This is a genomic window from Paenibacillus sp. RC73 (assembly GCF_044908085.1).
Lineage (GTDB): Bacteria > Bacillota > Bacilli > Paenibacillales > Paenibacillaceae > Paenibacillus > Paenibacillus terrae_A.
In genome coordinates, this window is record NZ_JBIYCV010000009.1 from 139,362 (window position 1) to 156,627 (window position 17,266).

General features: G+C 48.6%; 15 protein-coding genes and 2 pseudogenes. 13 read left to right on the forward strand and 4 right to left on the reverse strand.

Translation table 11 applies throughout. The annotated features are described in order from the left end of the window. Positions 1 to 36: 36 nt before the first annotated feature. From ABH897_RS20800 to ABH897_RS20820, 5 genes are all read left to right on the forward strand, one after another. Positions 37 to 987 carry an ABC transporter permease gene (locus tag ABH897_RS20800; RefSeq protein WP_283654197.1) on the forward strand — a complete coding sequence of 317 codons (951 nt, stop codon included), beginning with the start codon at positions 37 to 39 and terminating at the stop codon, positions 985 to 987. A gap of 4 nt (positions 988 to 991) precedes the next feature. After that, positions 992 to 1,837, forward strand: coding sequence for an ABC transporter permease (locus tag ABH897_RS20805; protein WP_283654198.1), 846 nt, complete (start codon positions 992 to 994; stop codon positions 1,835 to 1,837). Between the two features lie 61 nt (positions 1,838 to 1,898). Continuing rightward, on the forward strand, positions 1,899 to 2,927 hold the full coding sequence (locus ABH897_RS20810) for an ABC transporter ATP-binding protein (protein ID WP_283654199.1): 1,029 nt from the start codon (positions 1,899 to 1,901) through the stop codon (positions 2,925 to 2,927). Between the two features lie 22 nt (positions 2,928 to 2,949). Continuing rightward, complete coding sequence (locus ABH897_RS20815) at positions 2,950 to 3,891, forward strand: ABC transporter ATP-binding protein (protein WP_283656171.1); 942 nt, start codon at positions 2,950 to 2,952, stop codon at positions 3,889 to 3,891. A gap of 48 nt (positions 3,892 to 3,939) precedes the next feature. Further along, a complete protein-coding gene (locus ABH897_RS20820) occupies positions 3,940 to 4,395 on the forward strand; it encodes a hypothetical protein (RefSeq protein WP_283654200.1) in 456 nt (151 codons plus the stop codon). 88 nt (positions 4,396 to 4,483) lie between these two features. Here the strand turns inward: ABH897_RS20820 and ABH897_RS20825 are convergent, their stop codons facing one another. Both ABH897_RS20825 and ABH897_RS20830 read right to left on the reverse strand, forming a co-directional pair. Next, positions 4,484 to 5,200, reverse strand: a complete 717-nt coding sequence (locus ABH897_RS20825) for a hypothetical protein (protein ID WP_283654201.1) — start codon at positions 5,198 to 5,200, stop codon at positions 4,484 to 4,486. Positions 5,201 to 5,213: 13 nt separating this feature from the next. Continuing rightward, on the reverse strand, positions 5,214 to 6,038 hold the full coding sequence (locus ABH897_RS20830; RefSeq protein ID WP_404581256.1) for a hypothetical protein: 825 nt from the start codon (positions 6,036 to 6,038) through the stop codon (positions 5,214 to 5,216). A gap of 136 nt (positions 6,039 to 6,174) precedes the next feature. Between ABH897_RS20830 and ABH897_RS20835 the strand changes: the two genes are divergently transcribed. The 7 genes and pseudogenes from ABH897_RS20835 to ABH897_RS20865 form a co-directional block, all read left to right on the forward strand. After that, on the forward strand, positions 6,175 to 6,729 hold the full coding sequence (locus tag ABH897_RS20835) for a GNAT family N-acetyltransferase (RefSeq protein WP_283654203.1): 555 nt from the start codon (positions 6,175 to 6,177) through the stop codon (positions 6,727 to 6,729). 290 nt (positions 6,730 to 7,019) lie between these two features. Next, positions 7,020 to 9,692, forward strand: coding sequence for a pyruvate, phosphate dikinase (ppdK, locus tag ABH897_RS20840; RefSeq protein WP_283654204.1), 2,673 nt, complete (start codon positions 7,020 to 7,022; stop codon positions 9,690 to 9,692). 236 nt (positions 9,693 to 9,928) lie between these two features. Next, the gene (locus ABH897_RS20845; RefSeq protein WP_404520901.1) at positions 9,929 to 11,227 is read left to right on the forward strand and encodes an ABC transporter substrate-binding protein; all 1,299 of its coding nucleotides are present in this window, start codon (positions 9,929 to 9,931) and stop codon (positions 11,225 to 11,227) included. A 39-nt stretch (positions 11,228 to 11,266) separates the two neighbouring features. After that, positions 11,267 to 11,413, forward strand: a pseudogene (locus ABH897_RS20850) (sugar ABC transporter permease); the annotation flags it as partial. A 316-nt stretch (positions 11,414 to 11,729) separates the two neighbouring features. Further along, entirely contained in the window at positions 11,730 to 12,458 is a 729-nt protein-coding gene (locus tag ABH897_RS20855) for a LytR/AlgR family response regulator transcription factor (protein ID WP_404592657.1), read from the forward strand. A gap of 301 nt (positions 12,459 to 12,759) precedes the next feature. After that, complete coding sequence (locus ABH897_RS20860) at positions 12,760 to 13,863, forward strand: hypothetical protein (protein ID WP_283654208.1); 1,104 nt, start codon at positions 12,760 to 12,762, stop codon at positions 13,861 to 13,863. A gap of 18 nt (positions 13,864 to 13,881) precedes the next feature. Continuing rightward, a pseudogene (locus ABH897_RS20865) lies at positions 13,882 to 13,992 on the forward strand (carbohydrate ABC transporter permease); the annotation flags it as partial. On the opposite strand, the gene ABH897_RS20870 reads toward ABH897_RS20865, so the two are convergent. Then, positions 13,982 to 14,839: a helix-turn-helix transcriptional regulator gene (locus ABH897_RS20870; RefSeq protein WP_283654209.1), complete on the reverse strand. Its 858-nt coding sequence runs from the start codon at positions 14,837 to 14,839 to the stop codon at positions 13,982 to 13,984. The pseudogene ABH897_RS20865 and the gene ABH897_RS20870 sit on opposite strands and share 11 nt — an antisense overlap. A 137-nt stretch (positions 14,840 to 14,976) precedes the next feature. Between ABH897_RS20870 and ABH897_RS20875 the strand changes: the two genes are divergently transcribed. Beyond that, positions 14,977 to 16,263 carry a Gfo/Idh/MocA family protein gene (locus ABH897_RS20875; protein ID WP_044644947.1) on the forward strand — a complete coding sequence of 429 codons (1,287 nt, stop codon included), beginning with the start codon at positions 14,977 to 14,979 and terminating at the stop codon, positions 16,261 to 16,263. A gap of 124 nt (positions 16,264 to 16,387) precedes the next feature. On the opposite strand, the gene ABH897_RS20880 is transcribed toward ABH897_RS20875, so the two are convergent. Beyond that, the gene (locus tag ABH897_RS20880; protein ID WP_404592658.1) at positions 16,388 to 17,224 is read right to left on the reverse strand and encodes a carbonic anhydrase; all 837 of its coding nucleotides are present in this window, start codon (positions 17,222 to 17,224) and stop codon (positions 16,388 to 16,390) included. Positions 17,225 to 17,266: the final 42 nt, after the last annotated feature.

Here is a 17,266-nt window from a genome sequence, read left to right on the forward strand (position 1 = left end):
TATTTTTTTCGAGAACAGCAAGGGGAAGAGAAACGTATGAGACAACTCATCGCCAGAAGATTGCTGCAAGTTATACCGATGCTATTTTTCGTATCCATCGTCTGCTTCGGCTTGATCAAGCTGGCTCCAGGTGATCCGGTTCTCTCTTTTGTTACACCGAATATGCATCTGGAAGATATCGAACGTATGAGGCACAGCTTGGGGCTGGATCAGCCTGCTTATGTGCAGTACATGTTATGGCTCAAAAAAAGTCTCACAGGTGATCTGGGTTACTCGCTGATTAATCACCAGCCTGTACTGGATCAAATTCTGGATCGCCTCCCGGCTACCGCCGGATTAATGGGCGCATCCATAATACTGGCTGTCCTGATTGCCATTCCACTCGGCTTGACGGCTGCGGGCAATCGGAACCGCTGGATCGACAAGCTGATTAACCTGATGTCGTACATCGGGATTTCTGTACCGCTGTTTTGGCTCGGCATTTTACTTATTTATTTGTTTGCTATTTATCTGCATTGGCTTCCAAGTACGGGGATGCGGACCATTGGAACGGACTCGGCGCTTGATGTGATCAAGCATGGGATTTTACCGTGTTTTGTACTGGCCTTCGGATTTTTATCTGTGTATGTGAGGTATATCCGTTCCAGTACAATAACGCAGCTCAAGGAAGAATACGTGCAGATTCAATATGCGTTCGGGTCTGGAAAACGACTGGTTTTATTTCGGCATGTGCTCAAGCATGTACTACTGCCTATCATTACGCTGCTCGGTATGTCGGTTGCGGATCTGGTAGCCGGAGCCATCGTGACCGAGACGGTATTTTCCTGGCCGGGCATTGGCTCGCTGGGTATGACGGCGGTAAAAGGGATGGATTATCCCGTTATCATGGGCATTACACTGTTTTCCGCCCTGCTGCTGATCATAGGCAATCTGCTAGCGGATATTTTATACAGCATCGCGGACCCGAGAATTAAATCAACGAGGTGAACTCATGAATCGGAGCAAATGGCGCAACATCGGGATCGAGCTGATGACGAGCAAAACGGGCGCCGCCGCCCTCATACTATTGATCGTATTCTCGCTGGGGGCAATCTTCGCTTTTTTGTCACCGCAGGACCCGAACAAGCTGAACGTGCTGGAGCGTCTTCAACCGCCGGGAGCGGCACACTGGTTTGGAACGGATGACTACGGCCGAGACTATTTTACAAGGGCGCTGTACGGCGGTCGTGTATCTTTGCTGGTGGGCTTCGCGTCCATGATTATTGCGACCAGTATTGGCGCAGTAGTAGGCATTGTAAGCGGCTATTTCGGCGGATGGATCGATAATTTGCTCATGCGGATTTTGGAGCTGATCATGTCGATTCCGTCTTTTTTGGTTATTTTGCTGTTGAGCGTGTTTTTGAAGCCGGGCGTCGGCAATATTATTGTCATTATCGCCCTGCTGATGTGGATGAATATTGCCCGGGTGGTCCGGGCGGAGACGATGACGTTGCGGGAACGGGAATATGTGCTGTATGCCAAAGCTTCGGGACAAAGCACATTCGGGATCATTCTGAAGCATATCGTCCCGAACCTGATTCCGGTGATTATCGTGGGGGCGACGAACAATATCGCTTCAGCGATTATGATGGAATCGTCGCTGAGCTTCCTTGGTTTTGGTGTGCAACTGCCGAACGCTACATGGGGAAGCATGCTAAATAATGCCCAAGGATATATTGCACAGGCTCCATATATGGCGTTATTTCCGGGGCTGCTTATTTTACTGACCGTGCTGAGCTTTAATGTTTTGGGGGACGTGCTGCGTGTAGGCTTTGAACCCAAGCTGGTGAAACGATGATTCACAGCTACAAGACCCATGACCAATGGCTCCAGGAGCGACAGAAAGGAGCGAAAACACTATGACTGAACATCTGCTGTCCGTCGAACAGTTGGAGGTTTCCTTTTTCACACGTGAGGGGGAGAATCAGGCGGTTCGAGGGGTTAGCTTTCATATTGATGCTGGAGAAACGGTAGGAATCGTAGGAGAATCCGGTAGCGGTAAAAGCGTTACAGCCAAAGCCATCATGTCTATGATTGCCCCGCCGGGCAAGCGGCTGAATGGCGATATTCGTTACCGGGGAGAAAGTCTGACGGCTCTGACGGAAAAGCAATGGCGCAAAATACGCGGGAACCAGATTGCGATGGTCTTTCAGGACCCGATGACCTCGCTGAACCCGGTCAAGAAGGTCGGCTATCATCTAGTGGAGGTGATTCGCAGACACCGGGGACTGAGCAAGGAGGCGGCTACGAAAGCCGCTGTGGAGCTGCTGCGACAGGTGGGGATTACCGAGCCGGAGCGCCGTATGAACCAATACCCGCATCAATTCAGCGGGGGGATGCGTCAGCGGGTAATGATCGCGATGGCGCTCTCGTGCAGCCCGGAGCTGTTGATTGCTGACGAGCCGACCACAGCGCTGGACGTGACGATCCAGGCGCAAATTCTGGAGCTGCTCAAGACGTTGAAGCAGCAATCCGACATGGCGATTGCCCTGATCACCCATGATCTGGGTGTCGTCGCCCAGGTGTGCAGCCGTGTCATCGTGATGTACGGCGGCATGGTAATGGAGGAGGGGCGCGTGGACGATATCTTTTATCGTCCGGCCCACCCGTATACGCAGGGCCTGCTGCGCTCTGTGCCGCAGCGCACGAACGGCTTCCGCGAGCGGCTGGTGCCGATCGAGGGCACGCCGCCGGACCTGCTGGACCCGCCGTCGGGCTGTCCGTTCATGGAACGGTGCCCGCACGCGTTTGCCCGCTGTGTAGAGCGGCCGCCGATGGTGGAGCTTCGCCCGGATCAGCGGGCGGCCTGCTGGCTGAACGAGCCGGACGCTGTGCCTGCCGGAGTCTACGAGACGCCCGAAGCGGGCCATGTGGAAGGGAGGGTTTAACGTGAGTGAAGTGAGCAATGCAATGGGCGAAAGTCAGCCCCTGGTGGAGGTACACCAGCTTAAGAAGCATTTTGTAACAGCCAAGGATCTGTTGGGACGCAGCTCGGAGGTGCTCAAGGCGGTTGACGGCGTGAGCTTCCAGATCAAGCGTGGTGAGACGTTCGGATTGGTCGGCGAGTCGGGCAGCGGTAAATCGACGGTTGGACGCTGCCTGACGCGGTTATACGATTATACGGAAGGAACGGTGCGCTTTGACGGTCAGGATATTTCCAAACTGAACGATAAGCAGCTCAAGCCGCTGCGTCGGCGCATTCAGAGCATTTTTCAGGACCCGTATTCCTCGCTTAACCCGGGTATGAACGTGCTCGACCTGATTGGCGAGCCGATGGATATTCACAGATTGCATCAGGGCAGTGAGCGTAAGGATGCCGTCGTGGCTTTACTTGAAAAGGTCGGACTGAAGCGGGAGCACTTGTACCGCTACTCCCATGAATTCAGCGGCGGACAACGCCAGCGGATTTCTATCGCGCGTGCTTTATCCGTGAAACCGGAGTTTATCGTATGCGACGAACCGATTTCGGCGCTGGACGTGTCTATTCAGGCACAGGTCATTAACACGCTGGAGGATCTCCAGCAGGAATTCGGGCTGACGTATCTGTTCATCGCCCATGATTTGTCGATGGTGCGGCATATTTCAGACCGGATCGGTGTGATGTACCATGGACGATTGGTGGAGGTAGCCGATGCAGATGAGCTGTATGAGCAGCCAGCCCATCCATATACACAGGCGCTGCTGTCCTCTATCCCGGTGCCTGATCCGAGAGCAGCCGGAGAGCGGGACGGTTTTGGGGCGGGGTTTGCCCAACCAGACGGTTCTTTGGCATGGGACAAGGACGGTGAGAGTGCCGCTGAGCTGCGTGAAATCAGTCCTGGCCATTATGTAGCGTACCCGGTTAACCGTTAGGTTAAGGCTGGTGTACGATGTGCGTGATCAACAAGGAGGCGAGAAACAATGACTGAATCGACGAAAAGAGTACGTATTTCCCAATGGGACGCGCTCATGCTGGAATCTTTACGCGCATTAGGCTGGTCTGATGAGGAGCTAATCCGTCGGGTGCAGCACAATGAACTGCCGTCGGACGGACAGTCCGATTTTGATTATGCAGAGCTTGCCACCGGGCTGGCGTCCAAAGAGCCGGAGATTTTTGCAAGCGCCGTAGCTGACGGATATCAGATTAAGTACAACACGATACGGGGAATCCGTTCATGGATTGCCGCTGCATTTGGGCGGGAGCCTGAGCTGTCACTGGAGGAAGGAAGCGAAGCCGTTACATCCGAGCTGACGAAGGTTGAGTATGCTCGGCTGGAGCAGGTGCTGTCGTTCGGCTGGTCGATACAGGAAGATCGGCCCGCGACTGGTGATGTTGCGGGATTGTACCGAATTGTGCCTGCTGTGCAGACGGTGTAAATCATGGGTTCTGTTCTGAGTAAGACACTTTACCGGAATTGTAACGAGCTGACCAATGAGGCCAGCTCGTTTTTTAATACAACCCTGTTCAAGTGTGGGAGGGCTCTTGGGAACCAGTTGCATTCGTGGGATGATCCATTTGTGGCACCGACACCTGTATTTCATTAGTAGTCTTTCGTGGTTCAGCTTCTGAATAGCTACCGTTTTCATCTTTTTCATACAGCACAACCAGACTATTGTGAATGATCCGTGTTATGAAGTAAAAGACAATCATTCTGGCAGGCTGCATGATGGCTTCGAACATCATAATCGTCGATTCCATATGAGGTAATTGACTGAGGAAAACCCGCTCCACGATCCCTCCGGCAAACCAGACGAAATACAGCGGAATGATCAAGTGTCGGATGTAAGATGCTTTACGTTCTAGCCCTGAATGGCGGGATAAGTAGCTGTGGATAGTGGAAAAAGTGTTTTTGATTCCCCAAAGGTTGAAAATCGGAATCATACGGACAACCGCCCCGAAGGCTCGAATCGGATAATCGGCATGCTTTTGTCGGATGGCTTTATGTACTTGGACTAGCCAGATCAGATAAATCACAATACATATGTAGTAAAGAACAAAGCTAAAGACGGTAACTTTCTGCTCCAACTCGTATAGGTTCTCATAATAAGTCTCATTTGCAAAAACATAAACCACCGTAAAAATAAGAATATGCAATTCGCATATAACACCCACCGCTAACAAGGCTTGCAGCGCAATGCCAACCGTTTTCGATGGAAATGCTTTGGATTGTAAATCATTCAAGATACAGTTCCCCCTAGTCTAGTTGCTTCAAATACGCGATAGCTTCCTCCAGCGTCTCCACGGGGATAATGCGCAGCTTGAGTCCATGTTCCTTTTGAACACGGGCAGCTTCTGCTTCGTTGCCTTCCTCACCGAGCCAATCATAATCTGCGGGTACGAAAAACAGATCAACCTTCGCGGCCTCTGCCCCCAGCAGCTTTTGTTCCAGTCCACCGACCGACCCGACATACCCGTACTCTTCCATCGTGCCGGAGCCTGCGATTTTGTGACGTCCGCCATCCGAGAAGTCGATAGCATTGGTTTCCTCATACAGTCCGATGCCTGTCATCAGGCCCAAGGAGTTCCCCGAAAGTCCCCCCAAATGATTCAATAGCTCTGCATAGCGAGCATCTTCAAAACGGCTCAGATCGGATAAAGCTTCGGATTCCTCATTTGTTTCTGTGTCTGTACTTAATTCCGCCGCTGCATGAACAGCCTGCATGGCTGAATATTTTAGCGTATCCGTCTCTGTGAGGTCCTTTTGATAAGTATCCACCTCATCAGGGGGAAGGGGCTCAAACTTAATACCTCCCCCGGTTACCTTTTCACTGGAATAGATATTCCAACGCTCCACGAGATTGTTAGCTATCCCCGCTTGAACGGACGCAAAAAACACACTTCCCTGAACGCCCAGCTCTTGGACCGAATGCATTTCTCCCTGCAAAATATACTGTGCGGGCATAGGCCGTGTCGCAACAAAGGCAGCGATAGCAGGGATTAACAATAGGGTGAAGATAAGTATACGTTCTTTGGTCATGCCGAATGACACTTCATTCACAACCTTTCCATCTTTTCTCATACGGTATATCATCGGTTGGAATAGTTAGAATGGTTACATTTTCCACCATAAATGAACCATGAAAGTATAAAATCAAACTCTCTTTTTTTATGATATAGTTTTCATACATACTGACATAAGAGAGTTGAGGTGCAGCATGGCAACACTACAAATTGCCGATCCATTCGTCAATCCGGAATTACGCGCGTTTCTGGCAGGCGCAGAGGATCAGGAGCAGGTGCAGGAGTTAATTTTACAGACTGCCAGATGGCTGCACAGCAAGGGTTCCACTCAATGGGGCAAGTTATTGAAAGGGAAGGATGATCATAATCTGGGAGGCGCTATTTCGCGCGGAGAGGTGATCATTTTTCGAACATCAGAGGGGCATACCTTGGCTGGCTCCATGATTCTGCAACAGCAGCCCAGTGCATGGGATCGTAAGTTGTGGGGGCTAGATGATGCTGATTCCGACGGAGGAGCCTCAGTATATTTGCATCGCCTGGTTGTGGATCGGGATAGAACCGGGAAGGGACTAGGCCGCGAACTGGTGCAATGGGTTGAAAAGGGAATCCGTTTCACAGGCAAGGACCGAATCCGATTAGACTGTATTGCGGGGAATGACAAGCTTAGCCAGTTTTACAGACAATGCGGCTACACTTATATAGGTGAAACGGATGGCTTTAATATTTTTGAAAAGATGCTATCGAATTGAGCAAAAGGACGTCTGTACAAACAGACGTTTTTTTGTTTTTGGAACCCGTCCTGAATTGCAGGATGGACAGGTAGGTTGGGATAGAATCACTCTATCCCAATATACGGCTAACCACGAATTAAAGTGTTTTATAAATGAGGTTTATCAATATTTAAAACGTCATAAACAAATATAATAAATATATATTACGTATTATATATTGAAATAACCACTTATTTTGTGTTACAACTTTAAGTAAACCTATAGATCAGTTCAGGCATGTATCTCGATAAGTGGAGGGAATGAATTCAATGTTGAAAAGAGTGTACTCATTTAACGAAGGTAAGTTGGGGATGAAAGCGCTACTAGGAGGAAAAGGCGCCAATCTAGCGGAAATGACGACACTGGGTCTCCCGATCCCTCCCGGCTTTACGGTGACTACCGAGGCGTGTCGAGCCTACTTTACTTCCGGCGGCAAGCTCCCGGAGGGTTTGTTGGGAGAAATCGTCATTGCCCTGCACGACGTTGAGGAAGCCCAGTCGGCTATATTCGGAGATACGGAGCGGCCTTTGCTGGTATCTGTCCGCTCAGGCTCGGTAGCCTCAATGCCCGGTATGATGGACACGATACTGAATCTGGGTCTGAATGATGAAACCGTGCGTGGATTGGCAGAGCAGACGGGAAATGAAACCTTCGCCTATGACTGTTACCGCAGATTTATTCAAATGTTTGGCGAAGTGGTGCTGGGTATCGAATCCAATTATTTTGACCAGCTTCAGGAGCAGAGCAAGCAGACCCATGGGCGTGGCACTGACCAGGAGGTTAGCGCGGAAGAATGGAAGGAACTGATCGCACATTATAAAGAGCTTGTCGCGCAGCAGAGCGGACAGCCGTTCCCACAGGATGTGTATAAACAGCTGCAGCTGGCAGTAGAGGCTGTATTCCGCAGCTGGAACAATATGCGTGCCAAGGTGTACCGGAAGGCTTACGGCATTCCAGATGAACAAGGAACAGCAGTGAACATTCAGGCGATGGTGTTTGGCAATCTCGGCAATGACAGTGGAACAGGTGTGTTATTTACCCGCAACCCATCCACAGGTGTGAATGAACTGTATGGTGAGTATATGGTAAATGCTCAGGGAGAGGACGTCGTGGCAGGGATAAGAACGCCCAACCCTATTCCTCAACTTTTGGAAGAGCAGCCGTTAGTCTATGGTCGTCTGGAAGAGCTGGCTTCCTTGTTAGAACGCCATTACCGGGATATGCAGGATATCGAATTTACGATTGAAAAAGGAAATCTGTATCTGCTACAGACGCGTAGCGGCAAAAGAACAGCGCAGGCGGCTGTAAAAATAGCTGTAGATCTGGTAGAGGAAGGGATTATCAGCCAAGAGGAGGCTATCCAACGGATCGAACCGTCCCACATGGAACAACTGCTACATCGCTCCATTGATGCTTCCACATCGCTGGTTGCGATTGCCCAAGGTCTGCCTGCATCGCCCGGCGCAGCAAGTGGACGGATTGTATTCGACGCAGATACGGCAGAGAACTGGACGAAGGATGGGCAGAAAGTCATCCTTGTCAGTGTAGAGACCTCACCCGACGATGTTCACGGAATTATCGCCGCCGAAGGCGTGCTGACGAGTCGAGGGGGAATGACCAGCCATGCCGCTGTGGTTGCGAGAGGCATGGGTAAACCCTGCATTTGCGGCTGCGACGCGTTGAGCATTGACCTGTACAGTCGGAGCGTTAGTATCGGTAACCTGACCTTTCAGGAAGGGGAAAATATTTCGATCGATTCGACCTCTGGGCAGGTGTACCAAGGCAGTTTGTTGCTCAACGAGCCAGTCATTACACCGGAGCTGCTGAAGCTGCTGGAGATTGCGGATGAAATTCGGACGTTGAAGGTCTACACCAATGCGGATACGCCACTCGACGCCGCCAAAGCTCGGGAATTTGGAGCTGAGGGCATCGGGCTGTGCCGGACAGAGCATATGTTTTTCTCGGGCCAACGGCTGCCTATCGTTCAGGCGATGATTTTGGCCGAGGATCAGGAGGAGCGGGTTCTGCATTTGAATCGTATACTCCAAATGCAACAATCCGACTTTGAGGCTATGTTCAGTGCGATGGACGGTTTACCGATGACGATTCGCCTGCTGGACCCGCCATTACATGAGTTCCTGCCGAACCTGGAGCAGCTTCAGGAGCAACAGCGGGAGCTTGAGCTTTCCGGCGGCCATGTGGAGGAGCTTCAACGTCTTAAAAGCACCATCTCCAAGGTGCACGACCTGCGGGAGATTAACCCTATGCTGGGATTGCGCGGTGTTCGGCTGGGCATTCTGTTTCCGGAGATATACGATATGCAGGTTGAAGCGATCTTTAAGGCCGCGGAAGCAGCACTGCGCAGGGGCGTGGATGTGAGACCAGGGATTATGATTCCGCTGGTCGGTCATTCGAATGAACTCAAGCAGATGAGAGAACTGGTCGATGAGGTGGCAGCTCAGGTGCTTAGCGAAGAGTTTAAGTGGTTCAGGTATCGGGTGGGCACCATGATTGAGGTTCCAAGAGCCGCCCTGCTGGCAGACAGCGTGGCCCAGTACGCCGACTTTTTCTCCTTTGGAACCAATGATCTGACACAAATGACCTTTGGTTACAGTCGGGATGATGCCGAAGGTAAATTCCTCGGCTCCTATATGGAAAAGAATATTCTGGATACGAACCCTTTTCAGGTGTTGGATCAGGATGGCGTAGGCAAATTGATCGAATGGGCTGTTATCAAGGGTAAGGAGAAAAAGCCTTTTCTGGAGACAGGTATCTGTGGGGAGCATGGCGGGGATAGTGAGTCTATTCTCTTTTGTCACCGCAGCGGATTGGACTATGTCAGCTGCTCACCGTACCGGGTGCCATTTGCCCGCATTGCCGCCGCCCAAGCAGCTTTGCTTGTCAGAGCAGAGCAGCCTGAGGGAGCGTTGTCCGTTTTGTAGCTGAAAGTAGTCTCTACATTTCAATAACACATTTAAGGCGGCCTTGATCCAAAGGCTGCCTTCTTCGTTTTACACTATATAGGGGAAAGTTCCGTCAGGAAGTGAAAATTTTAGTTATACATGAAAAATGGGTATATCGCGTCTCCCTCTTTTACATATGATGATAAGAGAAGTTTTTGTAAGCGCTTCAAACCAGGGTGACATACAACTATGCGAAGCTACAGGAGGCGGTTAAGATGGACAATTACATGAGCTGGATAAAAATTGGTTTTTTTCTCAGTGTTCTGTTTTTACTTGCAGCGGCTTGCACTACCTCTCCCAAGCTGGAAAACACGGAAGGGAAAAAAGTCCGGCTGACCATGCAAGTCTGGGGGAATCCTGCGGAGGTGAAGGTGTACCAGCGGGCACTGGATGCCTTTGAGAAGGAAAACCCGAATATTGAGGTTAAGCTGGTGCCTGTACCGGGAGACCAATATGAGCAAAAGCTGCTGACCCAACTTCAGGGAAGCCGCGGGCCGGACGTGTTTTATTCGTATGAGCCGACCATTGCGCGTTTGATTGGGGCGAAGCAGGTACAGCCTTTGGGTGAATTTTTAAAAAGTGATGCCAGTGATGTAAAAGCCGAGGATTTTCCAGAAGGATTGTGGGGTCCGGCGAAGCGTGATGGGGAAATCTACGGGGTCACTCCCGACTCGAATCCGATGGTGATGTATTACAACAAAAAGGTCTTTAAGGATGCCGGTGTGAAGACACCGCAGCAATATTATGACGAGGGCAAGTGGAACTGGGACGCTTTTGAGGAAGTCACATCGAAGCTGAAAGCTGCCGGAAAGCAGGGCTATATTGCAGAAAACTGGTGGGCTCACTGGTATTCATGGGTGTGGTCGAATGGTGGCCGGATTTTTGATGAACAAGGCAAGTATGTACTGGATCACAATGAAAAGGGCAAGGAAGCCTTCCGCTTCATGTACGATATGGTGAACAAGGGAAATGCGGTATATCTCGGTTCGCTTCCCAAGGGGCAGGGAGCAGATGCGATGTTCATGTCCAACCAGGTCGGTATGCTGGCGGCGGGAAGATGGCTGGAGCCCTTGTTCAGTCAAAATAAAAGTCTCGACTTTGATTATATTTACTGGCCTTCCAATACGGGCAAAAATGAACCTGTCGCCATTCCGGTTGCTTACGTAGCCGTAAACAAAAACAGTCCGCATCTGCAAGAGGCCATGAAGTTGGCCGCATTCTACGTCTCGGTGAAGGGGCAGGAGGCGCGACTGGTTGAAGGTGGGAATGCCATGGGTACGCTTGCCGCAGCAGATGAGAGCATTATGAAAAAGGCGATGATTGAGCATTCAAGCTATTTGACCGAAGGACGTGACAAAGGGAATGCGCATGGTTCCGCATTAGCCTACGACGCTCAGGTACCGGGATTAAACTCGGATATCACGGAGACGATTGACCTGATGTTCCTCGGCAAGCAGGATGCGACGGCAACGATTGAGAAGCTGAATCAGATCATATCCAAGGCGGTCAAGTAGGCACGGAATAAGGCCGTGACCGGGGAGGAAGGTGACAAGATGCAGAAAAAGCATCAAGCGCTGTGGGGCTATCTATTCATTAGCCCCCAGTTTCTGGGTCTGTTATGTTTTTCGCTATTGCCGCTGCTGTATGCGCTTTACTTAAGCTTTGTAAACTGGGATGGTTTTGGCATTACGGTGATCGTTGTGACAGCTATGCTGATTAGCGCGTTTATGACGGCGTATGCTTTTGCTAAAATCCGTTTTCCAGGTTCTGATTAGTTACCCCTTAAAAAGTCAGAATTTTGCCTTAAAAACAAGCAAGGAATTCGAGTCGTCCATGTAGAAGTTGTTGTTGTCGAGGCGACAAAAGCTTCATCGAGGCGCTCTGAATTCCTTAAATGTAACAATTCTACAAGGTACTTCGAAATCCTATTCTGAGGTGTCAAAGCACCGCAGGCTGTAGCGACCGTGGATTTTCAACACTTGTATCTTAACTGTACAAATGAAGGAGTGGTATGCCGTGAAAGTCGTAATTTGTGAAGACGAATGTTATTGGGGCGATGCGTTAAAAGCGTCTATATCTCAGTGGGCTTTAAATAAAAATATAGAGCTGAAATGTGCTGATTTTTATTCGTCCCAGAAATTAATTCAATATCTTAATGCTCACATAGATATAGACGTAGTTTTGCTCGATACTTCGCTAAGTAGTGAAGAAGATATTGATGGGATGACTACAGCAAAGCATATCCGGAAAATGGGGAATCAGGTACCTATCATTTTTGTTACAGTTGATTCTGCTCGTGCTATTGACGGATATTTAGTTGAAGCAATGGGCTTCTTGAAAATACCTATTGACGAGAAGCGACTTTCGCTATTTTTGGATAGGGTAGTGAAGCGAAAAAAACCGGAACGAGTATTTACTATTATATCAGAGTCCACGATAAATATTGTTCGTCAAAGTGATATAGTTTTTGTGGAAGTGAATAATCATACAATAATCTATCATACAACAAAAGAGGCAATCTATCTTAGAGGAACATTAAATAAAGTTATGCAGTTATTAGGCTGTGAGAATTTCATCCAGATACATAGGTCATATGTGATTGCAAAATCTAAAATCTACAGAGTAAAAATAACTTATCCATATTCCGTCGATATTTTCAATGGTCATGAGATTACCCATCTTCCCGTGAGCAGAAATTATATTAATAACCTGCTTGAGGTATACTCAGATGATGTATTGCAGTGAATATTATGAATACAGTATGCCTTCTTGTAAAACGGAAATTTACTCGTATTTCATGCTGTTTACGTCATCAACATACTATCTACGCCAGTCCATTGAAATTTCTTCTGTACTGTTTGATAATCTAGACACAACAGAAGAAACGATTGACTCATATTCAAAACTACGAAAGGAGAATGCGAGTGAAATAGACTTTTACGTTATGCATTTTAGAGATTATCATGCTTCGTGGCTTGCCCAGAACGATGCTTATATGGCGGCAATTTTGAAAAATAAAGTATCTAAATCGTGAAAGGAGTACAATATGAAATTTGTCAAAAAAAGCGTTAGTTATATTTTGGCAGTACTGCTCATGTACGGTGTTTTAGTAGTTCCCTCTTTCGCGGCAAGTGAAACAACACCGCAAGTGGCTAAGGAAGAGGCGAAGAATACAGAAATTCAATCCATGCCCTCGATACCGTATTCTGCAATGGATACTCAAAAATTTGATAATCTAGATGAAATATCTCCGAACGAAGCGAAAAAGATTTCCACAGATTCTACCCAGAGCAGAACCGTTAAACCGCAAAGCGCATGGGGTATCTCCGAACCTGTATTTGTAGGAGATGGCACTCTCAGTGAATCATTTGATAGTTATGTGGTTTCTCTCACTGCAAAGCAGCTTTCATTTCTAAAGCTGGATTCCAGCAATACAAATTTGTTGGCTATTCTGTACAATGTCAATGCCAACGGCTCATTAGGCAGTTCTACTGGATGGGGTGTTAAAGCAAACGGAGGTCACTCATACGTTAATATCCCGGCAGGTAAATATGCGATTGTAATTGGTTCTGCAACAGGTGAAGAAAGAGGTAACTATAAATTGATGTGGAATGCTTCAAATCCATCGGGTGCTTCTGCCATTATCAATTGTACAGCGGACCTTTCCAGAGTCGTCTTGTATTATAATCTTTCAACAATCCGCAGTAACGGAGATAATATCTTGACAGGACTCAAATGGGAAAATTCCGAAACATGGTATACCCCGAATGGGTATTCCGCTAGAGATATGAGCATGTCAGTAGCTGAAGTAAAGGGTGTATATTTGGGGTCATTCTCCAGTAGTGTACCCTATTCCGCTCCAAATGCCTTACTGATTGATATCAGTAAGGGATCATGGCTCTATATGAACAGCTATTATCGTAATGTAGAGGGAGATGTAACGCACATTATGGATTACTTCGATCTTTCTGGTCTTAAAACTCCGAGAACCTTTGGAACAGAGCATACCGATTTTTCGTATGGTCCTAATTACATCGTTATTAATTTGGACACATTCCAAGTTTGTGAGTTCTTAAGTCCATTTAATTATCATTATACTTCAGACGGTGGCCGCACTTATTCGCTTACCAAGCTACAAAAAATTTCTTAAAGCGAAAATAACCTACTGCTTATCTATCTCAATACACCGGAGAAATTCACGGTTCCGGTGCTGCTCGTCTATATGATTGCTCAAAAACAAATTATCGAAGGCATTACCTTGACAGGTATCAAGGGGTAGGGGCGTTTCCCTGCTCCTTTTTCTGTTCTTTTCGATACTGTAACGGGGTATGTCCAGTTAATTGCTTGAACACACGACCAAAGTGAGCGATGCTGTCAAAGCCCGTTTTTTCAGCAATGGCGGTCACCTTCCAGCTCGTTTCTCTCAGATACGCTCGTGCTTGCTGAACCCGGACATCCTGAAGATACTCTACTAAGGTAAAGCCTGTGGTCTGCTTGAAAATACGGCACAAATACGTACTGCTGATATAAAAATGCCGTGCCAGTTGATCCAGGGTCAGCCTCTCCGCATAATGGGCATGCAGGTATTCGATGACCGCATACACTCGCTGCTGCTTCTCGCTGCGTTCTGGCGCAATGGTGTCGGGGGTGGAGGATTGTATGCGGCCGATTCGGATAAGCAGCTGGAGCAGCAAGCTTTGGAGATACATATGGCGGTATGCATGGTCTTGATGATACTCATCCAGCATTTGCTGGAACAGATGCTCCAGCTCGCGCTGTTCCTCCGCCGAAGGGCGAAGCAGAAAGCTTTTCTCCGGCAGGAGGGGCTGCTTCTGATCGCTGGACGGGGCGTCAGGCATCGACGTGGCAACAAACGCTTCATCAAAATTGATCAGAATCCGTTCATGGCTACCGTTGCCCTTGTTGCTCGTGCGATGAAAATCGTGTTTGCTGATCCAGATCAGATCGCCCTTCTGTAGAGCGTATACCCGCTGATTAATGTAATAGTAGCGCTCTCCTGCCAGCAGATAATAGATTTCATGTGCTTGGTGAACATGGTCAGCGGACATGCTGAACGGCTCTGTCCGTAGCGCTTGCTCGATGGCAAAACGGGGTGTGGCGATCACATCAACGGTCTCCTTTACGAGAAAATTCAAATGGATAATATATGTATACTTTAAGGACGAATTCACAATAAATGCGAAGAATTCGCTCTTTCTTATACTATAAAATAAAAGTAATTCATGCAAAGGGTGTGTGCCAATTGGCTAAAATCAAATATGCACTTGTGGGTACTGGAGGAAGAGCCGAATTTTTTTACGGTGAAGTTGTTACCGTTTTCAAGGATACCTCGGAGCTGATCGCGTTCTGTGACGTCAATCAGACGAGAATGGACTATGCCAATCGGCTGTTGCAGGAGAAATATGAGCACGAGCCGATTCAGACCTATAAAGCCCATGAATTTGAACGAATGATTGCAGAAACGAAGCCGGATATCGTGATCGTCACGACCATTGACCGTGTGCATCATCAGTATATTATCCGGGCGATGGAGCTGGGCTGTGATGTTATTTCCGAGAAGCCGATGACGGTGGATGAGGATAAATGCCAGGATATTTTGGACGCCATAGATCGCACGGGACGCAAGCTACGCGTCACCTTTAACTACCGCTATGCGCCGCATAATACGAAAATCCGCGAGATTATTATGGACGGGACGCTTGGTGATATCTTGTCGGTCAATTTCGAATGGCTGCTGAACACACAGCATGGTGCGGATTATTTCCGTCGCTGGCACCGGGATAAGCGCAATAGCGGCGGTCTGCTGGTGCATAAATCGACGCATCATTTCGATCTAATGAACTTTTGGCTCGGCTCAAAGCCGGAGACCGTGTATGCGATGGGCGATCTGAAATTTTATGGCCGGGAAAATGCGGAACAACGTGGTGTGACTGAGTTCTATCAACGGGCTTACGGCAGCAAGGCGGCAGAAGATGATCCTTTTGCGTTGCATCTGGACCGTAACGAGCACCTGAAAAGCATGTATCTGGATGCCGAGCATGAGGATGGCTATGTGCGGGATCAAAGCGTATTTGGCGACAATATTAGCATTGAGGACACGCTTAGTGTCATGGTGAAGTACAAGAACAAGACAGTCATGAACTACTCGCTGAATGCTTACATGCCTTGGGAGGGCTTTATCATCGTGTTCAACGGCACCAAGGGACGAATGGAGGTTCGGGTATCCGAGCAATCCTACGTTAATTCCGGGGGCAGTAAGGCAGACGAGGGGGCGTTAAAAGAAAAAACCATTACGATCTATCCCCACTTTGCAGCACCTTATGAGGTGGAGGTAGAGGAAGGCGTGGGTGGTCATGGCGGTGGTGATCCGGTCATGCTGCGGGATATTTTTGATAAGCCAGCAGATGATCGGTTTCATCGCGCAGCCTCACATATCGACGGTGCATGGTCCATTTTGACCGGTATTGCCGCCAACCGTTCTATTCGTACAGGTCAGCCAGTAAAGGTGGAGGAACTGGTTCATTTGTAAAGACTGGCAACCACTAAAATAACCAAGAAGCCCCCCTGTTTATCTTATGGACAGAGGGGCTTCTTGGTATTTTACTGTCAGCGGCGGCAGAGTTTCTGTTAGTTGTCGTAGGGTACTTATTTCATTATTTATCGGCAGTCAGTTCACGGGCTCCCAGTTGTTGTACAGGACGATGGTTATCGGGAAAAAGGGTGGCGAACTGACTGATTTGGTCGGCCGACATTTCAATGGGTTGTTCCAGCACTGTCCAGTTCACATGCTCTGTGCAAGGCGGAGTGGTCAGAGATCCGTTATAGCGAATCGAGTGCAGGTCCTTCGGCAGAAGAGTAGCGAGATTCAGTTCTCCCTCCAGAGCCTCTTCCTGGGAAACATCTTTTGGCAGTTTGGACCAAATACGGCTGAAAGCCTCATTCTCCTTGCCGCCTTGAATGAGTACGCCTAAGACGGCGGTGCTGCCGTTGTCACCCTGATGAACAAAATGAAGCTCCATATCGGCATTTTTACCATCTATTTGGTGTTCACTGGGATGATGGAAGTGAAACTGCTTTAAAGTGAATTTAGTACCGTCCAGTACAATATTATTACCGGGGCTGGCTGCATTGATTTGAACGGTGTGTCCATTATTCAGAATGGATACTTTCGTATTGGTGTAGTGAACCTGTATCGGCTGCTGCGTTTGCGAAGCTTCCATTCGAGTATGTTCTATGTTGACAGGGGATTGTTCGTGGCCGCTACCACAAGCGGCGAAATCCTTTTCCAGCTCTCCCCAATGCTCCGGTCCCTCATCTCCCTCATAGGACCAGTGTGGATTTTTCTGAACAACCGCATGGGCGTCGCTAGTCGGTGAAGACGAAGTGTTCGTAGATTTGGAAGTGGCGGGCTGAGCATTACATCCGGTTGCCGACACAACCAGGAAAATAGCAAACATGCTGGACAAGCAAACTCTCCAGTTTTTTTTCATTGTGCATGATCCTTCTTCCCAAAGTAGAGTATGTGAAACTTT